The sequence below is a fragment of the Kribbella swartbergensis genome (assembly GCF_054784135.1).
The window spans coordinates 364,234-380,554 of record NZ_BAAGPM010000034.1; the positions used below are offsets into that span (position 1 = coordinate 364,234).

General features: G+C 65.3%; 15 protein-coding genes. 10 read left to right on the forward strand and 5 right to left on the reverse strand.

Annotation, left to right across the window (positions count from 1 at the left end):
* Nucleotides 1-38: 38 nt before the first annotated feature.
* A complete protein-coding gene (locus ACYVOK_RS30935) occupies nucleotides 39-1,364 on the forward strand; it encodes a tyrosine-type recombinase/integrase (protein ID WP_460666112.1) in 1,326 nt (441 codons plus the stop codon).
* 326 nt (nucleotides 1,365-1,690) lie between these two features.
* On the forward strand, nucleotides 1,691-2,866 hold the full coding sequence (gene tcmP, locus ACYVOK_RS30940) for a three-Cys-motif partner protein TcmP (protein ID WP_460666113.1): 1,176 nt from the start codon (nucleotides 1,691-1,693) through the stop codon (nucleotides 2,864-2,866).
* On the opposite strand, the gene ACYVOK_RS30945 is transcribed toward tcmP, so the two are convergent.
* Nucleotides 2,853-3,599, reverse strand: a complete 747-nt coding sequence (locus tag ACYVOK_RS30945) for a DUF5131 family protein (protein WP_460666114.1) — start codon at nucleotides 3,597-3,599, stop codon at nucleotides 2,853-2,855. The genes tcmP and ACYVOK_RS30945 overlap by 14 nt on opposite strands.
* A 512-nt stretch (nucleotides 3,600-4,111) precedes the next feature.
* Between ACYVOK_RS30945 and smpB the strand changes: the two genes are divergently transcribed.
* Nucleotides 4,112-4,591, forward strand: coding sequence for an SsrA-binding protein SmpB (gene smpB / locus ACYVOK_RS30950; protein ID WP_460666115.1), 480 nt, complete (start codon nucleotides 4,112-4,114; stop codon nucleotides 4,589-4,591).
* 723 nt (nucleotides 4,592-5,314) lie between these two features.
* On the opposite strand, the gene ACYVOK_RS30955 is transcribed toward smpB, so the two are convergent.
* The 3 genes from ACYVOK_RS30955 to ACYVOK_RS30965 all read right to left on the reverse strand — a co-directional run bounded on the left by ACYVOK_RS30955 (nucleotide 5,315) and on the right by ACYVOK_RS30965 (nucleotide 8,046).
* Nucleotides 5,315-5,647 (reverse strand): hypothetical protein, encoded by a 333-nt coding sequence (locus ACYVOK_RS30955; RefSeq protein WP_460666116.1) that lies wholly within the window; start codon nucleotides 5,645-5,647, stop codon nucleotides 5,315-5,317.
* Between the two features lie 34 nt (nucleotides 5,648-5,681).
* On the reverse strand, nucleotides 5,682-6,911 hold the full coding sequence (locus tag ACYVOK_RS30960) for a D-arabinono-1,4-lactone oxidase (protein WP_460666117.1): 1,230 nt from the start codon (nucleotides 6,909-6,911) through the stop codon (nucleotides 5,682-5,684).
* 88 nt (nucleotides 6,912-6,999) lie between these two features.
* Complete coding sequence (locus tag ACYVOK_RS30965; protein ID WP_460666118.1) at nucleotides 7,000-8,046, reverse strand: LacI family DNA-binding transcriptional regulator; 1,047 nt, start codon at nucleotides 8,044-8,046, stop codon at nucleotides 7,000-7,002.
* Nucleotides 8,047-8,273: 227 nt separating this feature from the next.
* Here ACYVOK_RS30965 and ACYVOK_RS30970 point away from each other — a divergent pair, with 227 nt between their 5' ends.
* The 7 genes from ACYVOK_RS30970 to ACYVOK_RS31000 all read left to right on the forward strand — a co-directional run bounded on the left by ACYVOK_RS30970 (nucleotide 8,274) and on the right by ACYVOK_RS31000 (nucleotide 15,455).
* Complete coding sequence (locus ACYVOK_RS30970) at nucleotides 8,274-9,839, forward strand: alpha-L-arabinofuranosidase C-terminal domain-containing protein (protein ID WP_460666119.1); 1,566 nt, start codon at nucleotides 8,274-8,276, stop codon at nucleotides 9,837-9,839.
* Nucleotides 9,840-9,909: 70 nt separating this feature from the next.
* Nucleotides 9,910-11,238, forward strand: coding sequence for an ABC transporter substrate-binding protein (locus ACYVOK_RS30975; RefSeq protein WP_460666120.1), 1,329 nt, complete (start codon nucleotides 9,910-9,912; stop codon nucleotides 11,236-11,238).
* 80 nt (nucleotides 11,239-11,318) lie between these two features.
* Entirely contained in the window at nucleotides 11,319-12,176 is an 858-nt protein-coding gene (locus tag ACYVOK_RS30980) for a carbohydrate ABC transporter permease (RefSeq protein WP_460666121.1), read from the forward strand.
* Entirely contained in the window at nucleotides 12,173-13,030 is an 858-nt protein-coding gene (locus tag ACYVOK_RS30985; RefSeq protein WP_460666122.1) for a carbohydrate ABC transporter permease, read from the forward strand. Before ACYVOK_RS30980 ends, ACYVOK_RS30985 begins: the two co-directional genes overlap by 4 nt.
* Nucleotides 13,030-13,680, forward strand: a complete 651-nt coding sequence (locus ACYVOK_RS30990) for a hypothetical protein (protein WP_460666123.1) — start codon at nucleotides 13,030-13,032, stop codon at nucleotides 13,678-13,680. Before ACYVOK_RS30985 ends, ACYVOK_RS30990 begins: the two co-directional genes overlap by 1 nt.
* Before the next feature lie 772 nt (nucleotides 13,681-14,452).
* A complete protein-coding gene (locus tag ACYVOK_RS30995) occupies nucleotides 14,453-15,043 on the forward strand; it encodes a CAP domain-containing protein (RefSeq protein ID WP_460666124.1) in 591 nt (196 codons plus the stop codon).
* Between the two features lie 22 nt (nucleotides 15,044-15,065).
* Nucleotides 15,066-15,455, forward strand: a complete 390-nt coding sequence (locus ACYVOK_RS31000; RefSeq protein WP_460666125.1) for a TipAS antibiotic-recognition domain-containing protein — start codon at nucleotides 15,066-15,068, stop codon at nucleotides 15,453-15,455.
* 324 nt (nucleotides 15,456-15,779) lie between these two features.
* On the opposite strand, the gene ACYVOK_RS31005 is transcribed toward ACYVOK_RS31000, so the two are convergent.
* Complete coding sequence (locus tag ACYVOK_RS31005) at nucleotides 15,780-16,298, reverse strand: hypothetical protein (protein ID WP_460666126.1); 519 nt, start codon at nucleotides 16,296-16,298, stop codon at nucleotides 15,780-15,782.
* Nucleotides 16,299-16,321 lie beyond the last annotated feature (23 nt).

Here is a 16,321-nt window from a genome sequence, read left to right on the forward strand (position 1 = left end):
GACCAAGGGCCAGGTCGACCACCGAACGACCCGTAAGCATGAGTACGACGACCGCTGCCAACCACACAGCTGCAAACCTCTCGCCGCCTCCACCATCCGCCAGATCCACTTCATCCTGTACGCCGCACCCGCGCCTCGCGGTCCGGTGGAAATGGGTCACGACCAACCCCATTGCCGATGCACAACCGCCGGCTGCCCCCAAAGGCAACGCGCGACCGCCGACCCCGGCGCAAGCCGCACGCATCATCAACGAGGCGTTCAAAGACCCCGACTGGGGCGCACTCATCTGGCTCACCATGATCACCGGTCAGCGCCGGGGCGAACTCTGCGCGATCCGCTGGCGCCATGTCGACCTTGACAACGGCGTACTCCACCTCGCGAAGGCCATCGGCCAACGCAGCGGGAAGAAGTGGGAGAAAGACACCAAGGCCCACCAGGACCGCCGCATCACCGTCGACCCCGACACCATCGAACTCCTGCGCGAACACAGAGCACGCGCCATCGCCCGAGCTGAGGCACTCCAGGTCGCCCTTGCTGACGACGCTTTCGTGTTCTCGCTAGCTCCAGGCGGATCCACGCACCTAATCCCTGACTCCGTCACCCAGCGATACAGCAAGCTGGCGAACCGCCTAGGACTAAAAACCACTCTCCACAAGCTCCGCCACTACTCAGCCACCGAACTGATCGCCGCCGGCGTCGACATCCGAACCGTCGCCGGCCGACTCGGCCATGGCGGCGGCGGAACAACCACCCTCCGCGCCTACACGGCCTGGGTATCCGAATCCGACCAACGGGCAGCGGTCAGCCTTGCTTCGCGTATGCCTATCCGCCCCGGAGCCGCACCCGCACCCACCATCACCACCACTGATTTGGACGCGACGAGCCCGTACGAGCGGATCGCTGTAGATCTCCGAACCAAGATTTCGCAAGGCGTACTCCGACCGGGCCTCCCAATCCCACCGGTGAAGGCGATCGCGGCCGAGCATGGCACATCAGTCTCAACCGCCCAACGAGCAGTCAAGCTTCTCGACGAGTGGGGCCTCGTTGAGGTGAATTCCGGCCGCCGCACGCTGGTCAAGTACGTCACACCTGCAGCCTCGACAGCTCCAAGACCGCCCGACGATCAGGCTCAGCGCTCGGTCGGAGAGCCGCGTCTCCTCGACTTGGAGGTTCGCCAACTCGGCAAGCCGATCGCCAAGTTCAGAGCCAGTGCCGATCCAGGCAGCTCCCAAGAACTTCGCCAGCTGCTCGTCGGCGCGATTCGACGGAGCGGCGGAGAACTCGCGGACATCGGCGACTACGAGCTCTCTGTCAGCCTGGCAGGGTCCGCGGATCTCATGACGACCTTCGTGGCCACCAGATAGCCGCAGGAGACATGGCCGGCCACGCGACGGTTACCTAAACCGTGCGTCGCAGGTACGAATCCTGCCCCGGGGCACCTGACGAAACCGCAGTCAGGGGCGGGCCGCAAGAAACTGGCTCACTCTGCGGCGTGCTACGTGGGGCTACTCATGAGTGCGAGCCAACGGCGAACAGAGTCAGCTGTGAAGTTCCGGTCCTGCGGGCGGGACCGCGATCGGCCGGCGAGGCCGCGCAGGTCCCGGACAGTGGGACGCGCGGCAAGTGCCTCAGGAGTCGACCCGCTCGAATAGGCTGCTGGCGTCAATTCTTCAGGGCCTCGGGGGTGCGGGTGAACCAGCAGTTCCACAAGAGCAAGAAGTCGGCGGCAGTGCTGAAGCACGCCATCATCGACAGCTACGCAACGCCGTTCGCCAGCAAGACGGGCAGCAGGTCTAAGGACAAGCGTGTGGCGTTCATCGACGGGTACGCCGGGCCCGGACGGTATGCGGACGGGGCGGAGGGCTCCGGGGCGATGCTGCTGCGGAAGGCCAGGGAGCTGGCGAGATTGCGCCCACCGCGGCAGGTGGAGTGCCACTTCGTGGAGGACGACGCCGAAACCGTGGCCCGGCTGCGCGAGGTGGCCGAGAGGGAGGGCGATGGTGTCGCGTACACGATCACGGACGACGACATCTCCACCCACCTGCCCGTCCTTCTCGAAAGGGTGAAGGACATCCCGGTGTTCGCCTACCTGGATCCGTGTGGTCTGCCGATCCCGCTCGACGAGGTCGCTCGGATTTTTGACCGCCCGAGCGGTATCGGCGTACCGGCAACCGAGGTCCTCATCAACCTCACCGCCCACCTGCGGCGCTTCGCCGGGATGCTGTACAGCGAGAGTCCGGTGGAGAACTCGTTGAAGCGCATGGACGCCGTCTGCGGCGGGGAGTGGTGGCGAGCCGCCTGGCTGGAGAAGTGCCCCACCAAGGACGCCCCGGAGGAGCAGAAGATGGCGGCCGAGCTGGCCGTCGTAGAGGGATACGCCAAGAAGCTCCGGGAGCGAGCGGGCGGTGGTGCCGGCACCTGGATCATCGACGTGAGACCACGCGCCGACCTAAAGCCCATCTATTACCTTGTCTTCGCCACCAGGAGCATCCACGGCATGGTGACCTTCGGGGAGTCAGCGTCGAAGGGACTGGAGCGGTGGCGGAAGTACCTCGCCGAGCAGACCGCCGAGGACACATTGTTCGGCGACGCCGCCAGCTGGGAGGAGGACTGGAAAGCTTCGGAGGCTAAGCTCACGGCGCAGTGGGTCGCCACGCTCGCGACCCGGCTGACCAGTGAGCTCGCAAAGGGACAGGCGTTCCGCATCATCGACCGACACGCCGAGATCCTCGGCACCGATCTGGTCGGCCTGGTCCGCACGACGCACCTGCGCGCCGCGATCAACAGGGTGCTAGCCGCCGGGACGACGACTACCAACCCCAAGGGCGTGGACGACCTGTACACCCTCTTGATCAAGCCCGCGTAGGCACGGGCATCTCGTCCCACAATCGCCCATCGAGCTCACGCCCGTTGCTTTTCGGCCTGTGCCCTCCCCACTGCTTGAAGAAGAACGCGACGCCCTGATCGTGGCAGGCGTCGCGAAGCTCGCGCACCCACTCGATATCGACTGGGCGGTGGTTCGGGCCACTTTCCCCGCCCACGATGAGCCAGTGCATGCCCGTCAGGTCGAGCCCGAGTAGCGAGCCGAGCAGCGGCTCGGCTGACACGAATCGCGTGACAGCGGGAACCTTCCGCAACTCGTCCAGCCGCCACAGGTGGTGCGTGTTTTCCACGCTGACACCGAGCCAGACGTTGCTCGGCCAGGGCAGCTCGGCCGCCATCCTCGCTGCCCGCCGGGGTCGCTTGGTCAGCAGTTGGTATGTGTGCCGGGGCGTCTCTTCCATCACCTGGAAAACGTCACGGATGAACGACGATGACACACGAGCATGAAACAGGTCAGACATGCTGTTGACAAAGATCACACGTGGAGCCGCCCAGCGCCGCGGAATCTCCAGCGCGGCCGGGTGCTCGGTGACCGCAAAACCGGGGCCACTTGTGCGCGGGTCCCCGTCGGCCTGGTACTTCGGATTGCCCATCGCCTTCAGCCGCTTGGCCAACGTCAGGGCGTAGCAGTTGTCGCATCCCGGGCTGATCCGGTCGCAGCCGGTCGTGGGATTCCATGTGGCTTCCGTCCACTCAATGCCGCTACCGTCCGCCATGACATCAAGTTATGTCATTCGCCACCGACAACCCGGGAGGACGAGCCAATGGGAGTCGAGCGTCACGCGCCACCGCCGGCGCGGTCAGAAGGCCGTCACCCGCTGCGAGATGAAAGTCGGCCAAGGGGTCGACGAGGCGACCGGAGGAACCTTCTCATTACGAGGAAGACTTTCAGCGTTGCGTACGCCCTCTACCAGCGTCTTTCCAGACACGGCCTCACGCACCACACGCCGCTTCCACCATGGGTTTCCAGGATTTCGCACCACGTGTGGCACCACGCGGTGTCTCCATCTCGAGTAGCTCTGGGAGGTCGGCTCTTGCCGGACCATCGCGGTTCGATCGCGCTGACAAACTCGAGCCTCCACGCACTGCCCAGCGCAACCTCGAAGGCCCTCACGCATGAGGTGGCGCACCACTTGCCCCTGCCACAGAGGGTCTCGCTGCCCCGACCCGGGCAGCCATCTCGGCCTCAGTTGGCTCGCCGGTCGGGCTGGCGGGGCAGAATCACACTGTGAAGAAGCCCGAGGCCGACCCCGTGATCGCGCGCAACCGCAAGGCTGCCCACGACTACCATCTGGGCGAGTCATGGGAGGCAGGGATCGTGCTGCAGGGTGCGGAGGTCAAGGCGCTCCGTGCCGGGCGGGCGTCCCTGGTCGGCGGCTTCGCCACTATCGAGGACCGGGAGATCTGGCTGCACGCCGTGCACATACCGCAGTACTCCCAGGCCCGCTGGTTCAACGACGGCTCACGCCGCAAGCGGAAGCTGCTGCTGCATCGTGCCCAGATCGACAAGATCGAGCGCAAGGTCAACGAGAGCAGCCTGACGATCGTCCCGGTGACCCTCTACTTCAAGGACGGTCGCGCGAAGGTTGAAATCGCCCTGGCCCGCGGCAAGAAGACCTGGGACAAGAGGCACACGCTCGCCGAGCGCGAAGCCAGCCGGGAGGCCGAGCGTGCGGTCAGCCGCCGGCTGAAGGGTCGCCCAGACTGACCACCTTCTCATTACGAGGAGGAACTTCGTCGTCGCATCGGCCCTCTACCAGCGGTTTTGATCACACGGCCGCCCGCAGCGCGCGCGAGATTCCCCATGAGTATCCGCGATTTCGTGCCACGAGTGATGCCACGTACGTCGACCACCCCCGGGTCGCGGCACACGCCTGGTCGGGGCTACCCAACATCGCTGGCGCCCTGACCGGCCCCTTCACCCGAAGCGGTTCAGTCCTCACCTCGCGGTGACGGCGTCAGACCTGGTGAGTTTCCTGCCTACGCTCTGGGGCTCACTTCTGTGGATTGACTGGGCCCCCAGTGCACTCGGCTCGGCGTCGAGAATAACCTGCTGCGAACTGTTCACGGCAGGAGTCTGCCGAGCGCCTGCGCAGTCCAATCACAATCGGTGCGGCACTGCCGTCGGCGGAGCGCAAGCAGGATCTCTTCGGCGGGGACGGAACGAGAATGTGGCGACGCGGCGAAAGCCCTAGACACGCCCGCGTTGAGAATGTTACATGTGACCGGGGAGGTGTCCGAATGGCCAGTCGCTCGGCGGCGACGGAGCGCTGAACCTACGGGCCGCGTTGTGGGGAGTGGTCACGTCACTCGGAGTAGGACATTAAGCGCCGCGGCGGACTCGGGGGAGCTGCTTGAGGTAGTACGACACCTCGATCGCGATTGTGTCGTCAGCGGGCACGTAGTCTGCTTCCAGCCAGCTCAGCGCGTACTACGCCGTAGCGATCATCTTGGCAACGTGGTCGGTTGCCTCGCGTGTCGCGTGTAGCAGCGCGTCCAGCGCGAGCATCTCGTTTCGGTCCTGGCTCTGCTCCATCAGCTCCACCAGTTCAGTGATCGCGTAGTCCCTGCGCTCGTCAAGATCGATGGCCGCCGGTAGTGCCCGCACTTCGCGTTCACGGCGGTCGAGGGGATCCGCGCCGGCCGCGGCATCGACATCCGGTACCAGACGGGCGTCTTGTGCAGGCTGCAGGAACTCCACGAGCGCCGTGCGCAGCTTGCCGACATTCACCAGTTGCGGGGGCGGATTGGGGGTGAAGGGCATCGCCCGCGCGCGCTCGGCCGAGCAAGCGCTCGTTCTAGGGCAGGTAGGAGTCCAAGTAGACGTTGCGGAACTTTCCGGTGGGGTCGAACTTGGCCGCGAGCTCGATGAACTCGGGAACCTTGGGGTAGCACGAGCGCAGCGTTGCCGCGTCGGCCTCGAAGACCTTTCCCCAGTGTGGCCGCGCCCCCAGCGGCAAGAGCACGTCCTCGATCGCGGCGACCACAGGTCTTACGGCGGCCTCGTCCTGAATCCAAGTGAAATGCAGAGCAACCGTGTCCCGGTCCTGGCTGGGGCTGAGCCAGAGCTGGTCGGCGGCGATGGTCCGTATCTCAGAGACCTGGAGCACTGGTGTCATCGCTAGGCCCAAGGATCGCATCCGCTCAAAGGCTTCAGCTGCGTGGGCGCGCGGCAGGAAGTATTCCGATTGCAGCTCGTCGCCGTTACTTGGGGTGAACTCGAGCCGGAAGTGTGGCAAACGCTCGTTCCATGGCCCGGCGACGCCGCCCTGCTGGGTGGCGAACCGCGACGGCATCGTCTTGATCGGGTGTCGTGGCCCGTCGGCCAGCACGGCGTCCAGCCAGTGTGAGGTATACGGTGTTCCGGCGTGCAGCTTTCGCCAGACCATCAGGTCTGGGCTGACCCAGTCGGTGAACGCGCTGACGCTGTAGCCACTGGCAAAGATCTCGTTGAAGTCCGTCTCGAGCCGTTCTATCGGCAAGCCTTCGTACACGACCTGGCTGATCTGGTACGACGGCTGGGTCTCAAGGGTCAGGCTGACTACGGCACCGAGCGCTCCGAGTGCGATGACTGAGCCGGCGAATGTCTCGTCGTCGCGGGACAGCGTCATGAGTTCGCCTGAAGCGCCGACGAAGGTGATTGCGGTCGCCGCGGCGGCGAGCGCCGCGTTGGTGTCGCCGGAGCCATGTGTGCCGGTCGAGCAGGCGCCAGCGACAGAAATGTGCGGTAGCGAGCCCAGGTTGTGCAGTGCCAGGCCGCGGGACTGCAGCGCGGCGGTGATCTCGCCGTAGCGCAGGCCGGCGGAGACGGTGACGCCTTGGTCGCCCGTCTCGATCACCTTCGGCAGCTCGGAGACGCTGACAAGGGTACCGTCAGTGTCCGCAATCGGGTTGAACGAGTGGCCGGTGCCGAGGACCCGGACCTTCTCCGCCGCACCGACCAACTCCTGCAGCTCCGGCACAGATCGAGGTCGCATCAAAGCGCTCGCGAACGTGATGTTGCCGGCCCAGTTGGTCAGTTCGGTCATCTGCGTTCCCTTCCGGCCCGCGACCAGCATCGGTCTCAGGGCGGTCGACAGTTCTGCGTTGCTGCCGGTGTTCGGCGACGGCGGGTTGCTAGGCCGGTCGCGTCGATGCTCGCTGGATGAGCGCGCCGAGCAGTGTCGTGCGGGTGGGGGCGAGTTCTCGACGCTCGAGCAGAGAGTGCAGCGTCCCTGCTGCGGTGCGGCCCAGCTCGAATCTGGGGATGTGGAACGTGGTCAGTGGCGGAGACAGGAGCTGGCTTTGGTGGACGTCGTCGGTACCCACGATGGAGATGTCGTCGGGAATTCTGAGCCCAGCCTCGGCGATGGCCTGGTACGCGCCGATCGCGCTCTTGTCGCTGACCGCGTAAATCGCGGTCGGCGGGTTGCGCAGCGCGAGGAGGTGCTGGGTCTGCCGGTAGCCCTTGACGGGGTCGCCATGATGTTGGGCGGGCATGAGTGCAGGGTCGGGGATGAGCCCGGCGTCGAGAAGCGCTGCCTGGTACCCGTGGCGGCGGTCGCGCAGGCTGACGTACCGGGTTGATCCGACGAGCATGCCGATGCGTTGGTGTCCGAGCTCGAGCAGGTGCTGGGTGCTGAGGTAGCCGGCGGTGAAGTTGTCGGCGACCACGGCGTAGGTGTCGGCGCTGTCTTCGAGGTAGTTCTCGAGGAGGACGACGGGAAGGCCACTGTCGACGACGCGGTGGACGGCGTCTGCGTCGATGTCGCCGCCATTGGCGAGAATGACGCCGTCGACCGGGCGGCCCAGAACGGTCTGGAGCTCGGCCAGGGGGTCGTCGCCGTTGCGGTAGAGCTGGAGGGCCATCTGCAGCCCACTATCGCGGAGCCCGACCTCGACGCCGGACACGACCTCGGCCATGAATCCGTCCTTGGCCGCCGCAGGTGAGAGCGCCTCCATGACCAGGCCGACAGTTGCCTTGGCGCGGCGCACCACGGGTCGTTGCCGATGTGTGTAGTCGAGATCTTCGACTGCTCGCAGGATCTGCGCCCGGCGGTGATCGGAAACGCCCGAGCGACCGTTCAGGACCAGCGACACCGCGGACAGCGGGACCCCTGCTGCCTTGGCAACGTCTCGCATGGTCGGTGGCCGGTCGGGCTCTAGCTGCGGCGTGCTGCTCATGCCCCACTCCCCTCAGTCGCTGCGGGTAGGCGTCAACCTACACGACACCACCGGAAAGAACAAATAAGAACAAGAGAAGGTCTTGTCTATTTGTTCTCGTTCGTCCTACGGTCCTGTTCCGTGAACATTGTCACTGAACAGACCATTGAGTTGAAGGGTTGTGATGGCGTGGCGTCCTCGCAATTCACCCACGTGACGCGGGGACGCGTGAACGTCGGGCGGCGCCGGTGACCGGGGGCGCTGCGGTCGAGATCGGCCTTGCCGGGCGGCCGACGGGTTACTCGCGTGATCTCTTCGGCCACTTCATCGAGCACTTCCACCGCCAGGTCTACGGCGGGTTGTTCGAACCCGGTTCCGATCTGAGCGACGAGCGTGGCTTCCGCCTCGATGTCGTGGAGGCGATGCGGGAGCTTCGTCCTTCGGTGGTGCGGTGGCCTGGCGGCTGTTTTGTCTCGAGCTACCACTGGCTGGACGGTGTCGGTCCGCAGCGTCGTTCGCATTACGACAAGGCGTGGCGGGTGACCGATCCGAACACGTTCGGGACGCGGGAGTTCGTCGACTGGTGCGCGGCGATCGGTGCCGCGCCGTACATCTGCACGAACGCGGGCACCGGCACCGCGGAGGAGATGAGCGACTGGGTCGAGTACTGCAACCTGCCGGCCGGATCCGGCCGTTGGGCCGATCTTCGCGCCGAGCACGGCAGCGTCGAGCCGTTCAACGTCCGGTACTGGAGCATCGGGAACGAGAACTACGGCGACTGGGAGATCGGCGCGAAGGACCCCGACGAGTGGTCCCGGCTGGTCACCGAGTCGGCGAAGATGATCCAGCACGTCGACGAGAACACAGTGCTTCTCACTGCCGCCCGCGCCGACCTGGACTGGATGCTCCCACTGCTGTCCAGGGCCGGGCGCTACCTCGACATGCTGTCGATCCACGGCTACTGGGACTCCCTGGCCCTGGTCAACGAGCCGTCCGACTACGTGACCGCGCTGTCGCGCTCACTAGAGCCACAGGACGACATCGAACGGACCCGGAACATCATCGGCGCGACCGGGTTGGCCGGAAAGGTCGGCATCGCGTTCGACGAGTGGAACCTGCGCGGCTGGCACCACCCGAACGGCAACAGCCCCGATGTCATCCAGGCCCGCGACAAGAACGACGACAACAGCTGCTACACGATGGCCGACGCGCTGTTCACCGCGAGCTTCCTCAACACCTGCCTGCGGAACGCGGACATCGTCACGATGGCCAACATCGCGCCCAGCATCAACACCCGTGGGCCGCTGTTCGTCCACGAGGCCGGTGTCGTACGGCGAACCACGTTCCACGTCATGGAGATGTACAGCTCGCTGCTCGGCGACGCCGTACTGCCGAGCACCGCAAGCTCAGCCTCTCTCGCCGGTGCCGAAGTCCCGATCTTCGATCACATCGCCACCATCGACGAAAAGGCCGCGACCGTCTCGCTCGTTCTGGTCAACCGGGATCCCGCCGAGAGTCTGCCCTGCGATGTGACCGTTGCCGGGCGGCCGTTGAGCGGCACGTTCGATGCGACCGTGCTGAACGGCCCGAAACCCGATGCCTACAACGATGTGGACGCCCCGGCGAGAGTGACCCCGAGCCGAACCCGGGTCGACTTCAACGATAGCGGCCGGACCGTACTACCGCCTCACTCACTGACCATCTGCCAGATCCCGCTGCCGCTGCGGCGCGCCGACGACACGGTGACGTGGAAGCCGGCACCGCAGAGCCACGGCTGGTACCTCGACCAGCACGCGTGGCGCCCAGCCCGCTGAAGAAGCCTTCCCGCTGAAGACCCATCCCGCCCCACACCAGTAATTCCGTCGCGTTGAAGGAGAATTCGCAATGGAACGCACGACGCAGGGTCCCGTGATGAGCCGGGCCACCCTCCTCAAGGGGCTGGGTGGTGTGGCGCTGGCGCCGCTGCTCGGCAGCACCCTGGCTAGCTGCAGCAGCGACGCCGGCTCCTCAGGGGGCACACCTACCTCCGGCAGTCTCGTGTTCACCTTCTACGGCGACGCCGAGGCGCAGAAGGACTACAACAAGCTGTTCAAGAAGTTCTCCGAGAAGTACCCCGACATCAACCTCAAAGTGCAGGCCATCGCCGCCGACACCTGGGCCGACTTCCTCAACACCGTTTCTACCCGGCTAGCCGGCGGCCAGCAGATCGACGTGCTGCAGGTCGCCACCGAAGGGCAGCGGCTGTTCGCGACCAAGAACCTGCTCGAGCCTCTCGAGCCGTTCATGGACAAGGACAAGGCGGTGGTCGACGAGTACTACAAGGACACCCCGCCGGAACTGGTCACATGGCTGAACACGTTCGGGTCACCCGACGGCAAGACCTACTACATGCCCACCGGTTACAACACCATGGCGATGTACGTGAACACCCAGGTGTTCAAGCAGGCAGGAGCGGAACTGCCGACCGAGGACTGGACCTGGAACGACTTCCGCGCGGCCGGCCAGAAGATCAAGCAGAAGACCGGCGCGTTCATCGGTACGGCCGGTTCCGGCTACTTCATCGACGTGATGCCGTGGCTGGTGACCAACGGCGCCAGCACCATGGACACCGGATGGACCAAAGCCACCTTGGACAGCCCGGAGGCCGTCGAGGCCCTGACCTTCGTGCGGTCCCTGGTCGTCGATGGGTTGGTACCTAAACCCGGCGGCACGTTCGAGGCCTCCACCCAGATGTCGAAGGGCAAGCTCGCGACCTTCGGCGGCGGACGCTGGCCGACCCCGGACGTCCAGCGGCTGAAGATGGTCGATCACGTCGCGCTCAACCGCTGGCCGAACAACGGCAAGGTCGCGACCGTGGTCGGCTGGGAAGGCTGGCCGATCCTGAAGTCGTCGAAGAACAAGGACGCGGCCTGGACGCTCATCAAGTTCCTGATGTCGGAGGAGTACGGCAAGGCGATCACCACCGGCGGCGCGAGCTTCGTCCCGGCGCGCATCTCCATCGCGACCGGCGAGATCTTCACCCAGAACGCACCGGCCAACACCACGCTGCTGTACGAGCAGGTCAAAGATGCAGTACCGCTTCCCGCGCCACAGCGCAGCACCGAGTTCCAGAAATTCATCGAGGAGGCATGGCTGCAAGGAATCAGCGGTACCAAGGATCCACAGGCCGCCTTGAGCGAGGCGAACGCCAAGATGCAGGGCCTGTTGTCGTGACAACAACCGCTGTGCGACCACCGATCCATGGCCGTCGGACCCGGGTCTCCGGGTCCGGCGTCCGATCGCGATCCGACAGCGTGGCTGCCTGGTTGTGCATCAGCCCTGCGGTGGTGCTGTTCCTGACCTTCGTGCTGGGTCCGTTCATCGCGGCACTGGTGCTCAGCTTCTTCAGCTATGACCTCCTGACATCACCGCAGTTCACGGGCCTGGACAACTTCTCGAAACTACTGAGTGACTCGCTGCTGCTCAGATCCTTGATCAATACTTTCGCCTTCAGCTTCGGTTCGATGGTCACCCACCTGATCGGGGGCCTGCTCCTCGCGATCGCCGTGAACGGCGGCATCAACCGCGTCGTGAACTACGTCGTCCGATCCGCGGTGTTCTTCCCGTTCCTGATCTCCTGGGCCGCGGTCGCGCTCCTGTGGCAATACGTCATGGATCCGGCCTTCGGTCTACTGACCTATTACCTGAAAGAGATCGGAATCACCGCACCCAACTGGTTCGCCGAGCCGGCCTGGGCTCTGCCGGCGATCATCGGCATCGACTTCTGGCACACCATCGGCTACACGTTCCTGATCATGCTCGCCGGCCTACAGACCATTCCCCGCGAGATGCACGAGGCGGCCCGCGTCGACGGCGCGAACAGCTTCCAGCGTTTCATCCACATCACCATCCCCCTCATGTCGCCCACGCTGTTCTTCGCCTCCGTGATCACGTTCATCGGAGCCTTTCAGATCTTCGACCCTATTCAGATCATCACCAAAGGCGGGCCGAACGACTCGACGATCTCGGCCGTGATGTACCTCTACCGAGTCGGATTCGAGGCCTTCCAAGTTGGCTACGCCTCCACGATCGCCCTGGTGATCTTCCTGATCATCATGCTCGTGACGATCCTCCAATTCGTCGGACTACGCCGATGGGTGCACCACGCATGAACACCGGAAACGCCAAGCACAGCAGCACGTTCAGCCCGCGCCTCGCTCGCTGGGCGCTCCACGTCGTCCTCGCGGCCGTCGCAGTCCTCATGGCAGCTCCGCTGATCTGGCTGTTCACCACCAGCCTCACCAGAGCTGACGGAGCGTTCCAGGTCCCAGCCAACTGGCTCCCGCGGCCCTTCAGCCTCGCCAACTTCGCGGACGTCGCCGGCCTGATCCCCATCGGTCGCATGATGCTCAACAGTTTGATCGTCACGGTCATCAGCGTCGGCGGCTCGCTGTTCATCGCCTCATTGGCCGCTTACGCGTTCTCGCGTATCCCGTTCCGGGGCAGAGAACCGATCTTTATCGGGCTGCTGTCCGCGATGATGGTGCCGGGTCAGCTCACGGTGATCCCGATCTTCATTCTGATGCGCACCATCGGCCTGATCGATCAGCTCGCCAGCCTGTGGCTGCCCGCGCTCATCAACGTGTTCGCGATCTTCTTCCTCCGTCAGTACTTCAATTCCATCCCGCGCGATCTCGACGAGGCGGCTCGCATCGATGGGGCCGGCCATCTGCGGATTCTTTTCCAGATCGTCCTGCCGCTCGCCGTTCCGGCCCTCTCGGCGCTGGCGATCCTCGGCTTCGAGGCCTCGTGGAACAACTACTTCGGTCCGCTCATCTTCCTCAGCACCCCCGAACGCATGACCCTCCCGATCGGCCTGGTTTCCCTCTCTGCCGGCGTCGGAGGGAGTCAAGCCGTCGTCGTGTTCGCAGGGATAACCATCGTGGTCTTCCCGATGCTGATCCTCTTCCTCGCCTTCCAGCGGGCATTCGTTGAAAGCGTCGCAACGGTGGGGCTGCGTGGCTGATGTTCAAATACTCCGATCGCGAACTCCCGAGCGACGATCTCCTCCGAGGCGCCATCGTCGTCTGGGACAACCTCCCGGTGTTCGTGGCAACAGGCGCGGCGGCTGCCGCGTTATGGTCGCTCGGCCGCTCAACCGGCCTCCTGCTGCCGCTCGCCTTCGCCGGCGTCCTGCCGCTCCTCACCGCGCTGACCAACGGGTTCAACCGACTGATGCAAGGCGAACGATTCAGGCTGCGGAACCTCGTTCGATGCCTTCCCCACAGCGCGCTGGTGACATGGAAGCTGCTCTGGCCAAGCACCCTCGCGCTAAGCCTGGCCGCCGTCGCGAACGCCATGTGGCTCTCCACCGGCGAAACCTGGATTCTCCTCAGCTTCGGCGCAAGCCTGGCAACCGCGCTAGCCAGCGGCGCCCTCGGAATCACCGCGGTACCGATAGCCATAGCGACCACCCGCAGTGCCCGCGAAGCGTGGCAAGACGCCACTCGAGTGGTTCTCCGAAACCCCACCGGAGGACTCAGAGGCCCCGCCGCATTCATTCTCGCCGGATGGGCCAGCCAGCACCTCAGCTTCGCCCTCCTACTGCTGCTTCCAGTCCCCCTCGTGGGCCTGTGGTCGGCAAGCGCAACAAGGACCAACGTGCAGACCTCATGAGATCAAGCGCCGTCAGGACGCCGACGCGTCTCGCCCACCCGTCGTGAGGCCCCGTCGGCAGGCAGACTCGGTGCCGGCACACGTACCTCAGGCGGGCGGTCGGAGTGAATGCCCGCATCCGAGCTACCGCGATTGTGCGGTCCCCGGTGAGCGCCCTACCCCCCAGCGCTCCCGGGAACCGTGTCGTTCTGGCGGCCGGCCCACTTCTACGAGGGGTGGGCCGGTTGGGCGAGATCGTGCAAACGGCCAGCTGGTCGAGTAGTGCGTCGTCGGCGAGCACAGCGCGGTCGAAGTCGGCTGGCGGTGGCGAGTCGGTGACGGCTCGCCACAGCGCGAGCAGACGGGCGATGACAGCCTGATCGTCGTCCGTCGGTGCAGGCCGCTCGTAGCGGCAGCGTTTGCGTGGCACGGCCCCTCCCCACCGGTGTATCGCGGGCTGAGCGGTGAGTGTTTCACTGTCTGAGCCATTGCCCGGCAACAGTTTGCTGCTAGATCGGTGGGGCGCTCTGGCAGGCTGTAGGCATGTAACGAGATAGCTGTCAGCCGCCTGCAGCCGTGCGTCTCAGGTCCGAATCCTGCCGGGAACGATAGGACGTGCTGAGACGCTCGTCGCGTCGAACTGGGTCCAGATGCGCCGCGGTCGCGTGGGGCCGTAGTGGTGCGATCTAGGCGCTACACGTCGACTCACTCATTGCTCAGAACCGTGTGGGACTGCACACTGCACGTAACGGCCGAGAGCGACCGGCGGCCCGTCGACGGGAGGCAGTGGATCATGACTGTCGGGTTCGGCGACATACTCTTCGGCGTACCCCTAACCGGGGTCGCGATCCAACTCCACATCAACCAGCACCGTGCTGCGCTGGGCCTTCTCCCCGTCTTCGTTGACGGGCAACTGTCGTCCGCTGCAGGTCAGCACACGTCGGACATGGCGACCAACCCGTGGATGTACAAGACGCCTGGCCGTGATGCCCACATCAGCTCCGACAACCACACCACGCCAGGCGAGCGCATCGTTGCCGCCGCCGCTGCTGGTGGGTGGCGACCGGAGTTGACCGGCGAGATTCTCTACTGGGGTGGTGCGCTCCTGAACGGCGACGCCCCTTTCAATTGGTGGATGGGAAGTCCACCTCACCGGCGGATCATCGAAGACGGCTCATACACGCACATGGGGTTCTCGGCCAGCCACACCAACAGCGCTAACGAGTGGGTGTACGCCGTGACGTTCGCCCGGGCGCCGGCTCGCGCGTTCTTCGCCAAGCACAGCGACCGGGTGATCGACGTTGACGGCATTTCGATCGCCAACGGCGCGAAGATCCATCAGTGGGACTGGTGGGGCGGCGCCAACCAACGGTGGAAGTACTGAGAACTCACAAGGCGGCAGTGTGATGGCGAATCCGACGGTGAACCGGCCGCAAGGACTGCTCGATCGACTCTGGTCGGGAGGATACGGCGTCGAACGCCAGGGCGAGTGGTCCGAGCAGATCAGGAATGAGGAGGGTGAGATGGCGGACCGGCTCGTCCGCATCGCCGAGCTGATGGCGGCCGGCACGCGGCCCAATGACCCGGCCGTCCTAGACGAGGTCGAATGGTATTACCGCCAGGCGAACCAGTACGGAGGCGTCAACGCCGCCACGTTCACCGCCATCGGCGACGCGCTCGTAGACAACGAACAGACCCGAGCTGTCTTCGATGACGTCGCCGAAGAGTTGGCCGCCTACCACCGCGAGGCGATAACTGCCTACGTACAGGCGCGCCTATCCGAGGGCGGCGCCTGAGGAACGCCGCGACGAAGGTCGCCAAGCACACTCCAACCTCTCAAGGGCCTCGAAGGGAGAGGGGGAAGCCGAACGTTGGCTGATCGCGGCGCAGACAAACTGTTGACCGTGACGGCGCCGTGGCGACCAGGGGTTGTTGATGTCCGCGGACTCGTTGGCCAACGAACAACCAGCCGCCCTCCGGGTCCGTCCTCGAACTCATCGTGGACCGAGGCTACCGCCACGTCTAGCGCTCGACCGCGGCCGCCAAGATCGCAGTGCGCGCTCGCGCCTTGAGCTATCGGAACGCGGCATGTGAGGACGTTGCCCACCAGCGCTTCGCGCCTATCTCGCTGGTGGAGTCATCGTGACCCAGTGCTCATCAATTCCGAATCCCAGCGACTGGTTGGCAGGGAGGATGCCGCGGTTCTCCTCCGATCCGCCCGTGCGAACGACCGTCACGCCGTCGCGCGCCAGGGCTAGCAACGACGCGGCCTTGGGTGCAGTCGCCAGGCCCTGCCGGCGTCTGTCCCGCGCAACGACGGTGAAGTCCACCTCTGCCCGCTCGGCCTCCACCTCGAGGAGGGTCATGGCGGCCAGCCGCCCGTCCGGGTCGAAAACGCCGAAACTCCGACGACGTGCCGTCGGCACCGCGTTCTTCGCTGTGAAAGCCTCATGGGCTGTGGCCACGCTGCCCGGGTAATCGCCGGCGATCGCCGCGTCCAGGGCCAGCGCGGCGGAGACATCGGCTTCGCGCAAGTCCCGGCACGTGTCCGCCGCGGGGAGGCGGGTGGTTGCGGCGGTCCACGCGTCGGTGTGCGCGGGCGCCAAGTCGAGCAGGGCCGCCCACGATGGCGCGGTCACGATCCACCCTCGTTGGTCAGCAT

What these genes read in the sequence shown, in the direction of transcription:
- ACYVOK_RS30955 (WP_460666116.1), bottom strand. Translation starts at nt 5,647, where the DNA reads ATGCCCTTCACCCCCAATCCGCCCCCGCAACTGGTGAATGTCGGCAAG.
- ACYVOK_RS31000 (WP_460666125.1), top strand. Translation starts at nt 15,066, where the DNA reads ATGGCGAATCCGACGGTGAACCGGCCGCAAGGACTGCTCGATCGACTC.
- ACYVOK_RS30990 (WP_460666123.1), top strand. Translation starts at nt 13,030, where the DNA reads ATGTTCAAATACTCCGATCGCGAACTCCCGAGCGACGATCTCCTCCGA.
- ACYVOK_RS30995 (WP_460666124.1), top strand. Translation starts at nt 14,453, where the DNA reads ATGACTGTCGGGTTCGGCGACATACTCTTCGGCGTACCCCTAACCGGG.
- ACYVOK_RS30965 (WP_460666118.1), bottom strand. Translation starts at nt 8,046, where the DNA reads ATGAGCAGCACGCCGCAGCTAGAGCCCGACCGGCCACCGACCATGCGA.
- ACYVOK_RS30935 (WP_460666112.1), top strand. Translation starts at nt 39, where the DNA reads ATGAGTACGACGACCGCTGCCAACCACACAGCTGCAAACCTCTCGCCG.
- ACYVOK_RS30960 (WP_460666117.1), bottom strand. Translation starts at nt 6,911, where the DNA reads ATGACCGAACTGACCAACTGGGCCGGCAACATCACGTTCGCGAGCGCT.
- ACYVOK_RS30975 (WP_460666120.1), top strand. Translation starts at nt 9,910, where the DNA reads ATGGAACGCACGACGCAGGGTCCCGTGATGAGCCGGGCCACCCTCCTC.
- ACYVOK_RS30945 (WP_460666114.1), bottom strand. Translation starts at nt 3,599, where the DNA reads ATGGCGGACGGTAGCGGCATTGAGTGGACGGAAGCCACATGGAATCCC.
- ACYVOK_RS30985 (WP_460666122.1), top strand. Translation starts at nt 12,173, where the DNA reads ATGAACACCGGAAACGCCAAGCACAGCAGCACGTTCAGCCCGCGCCTC.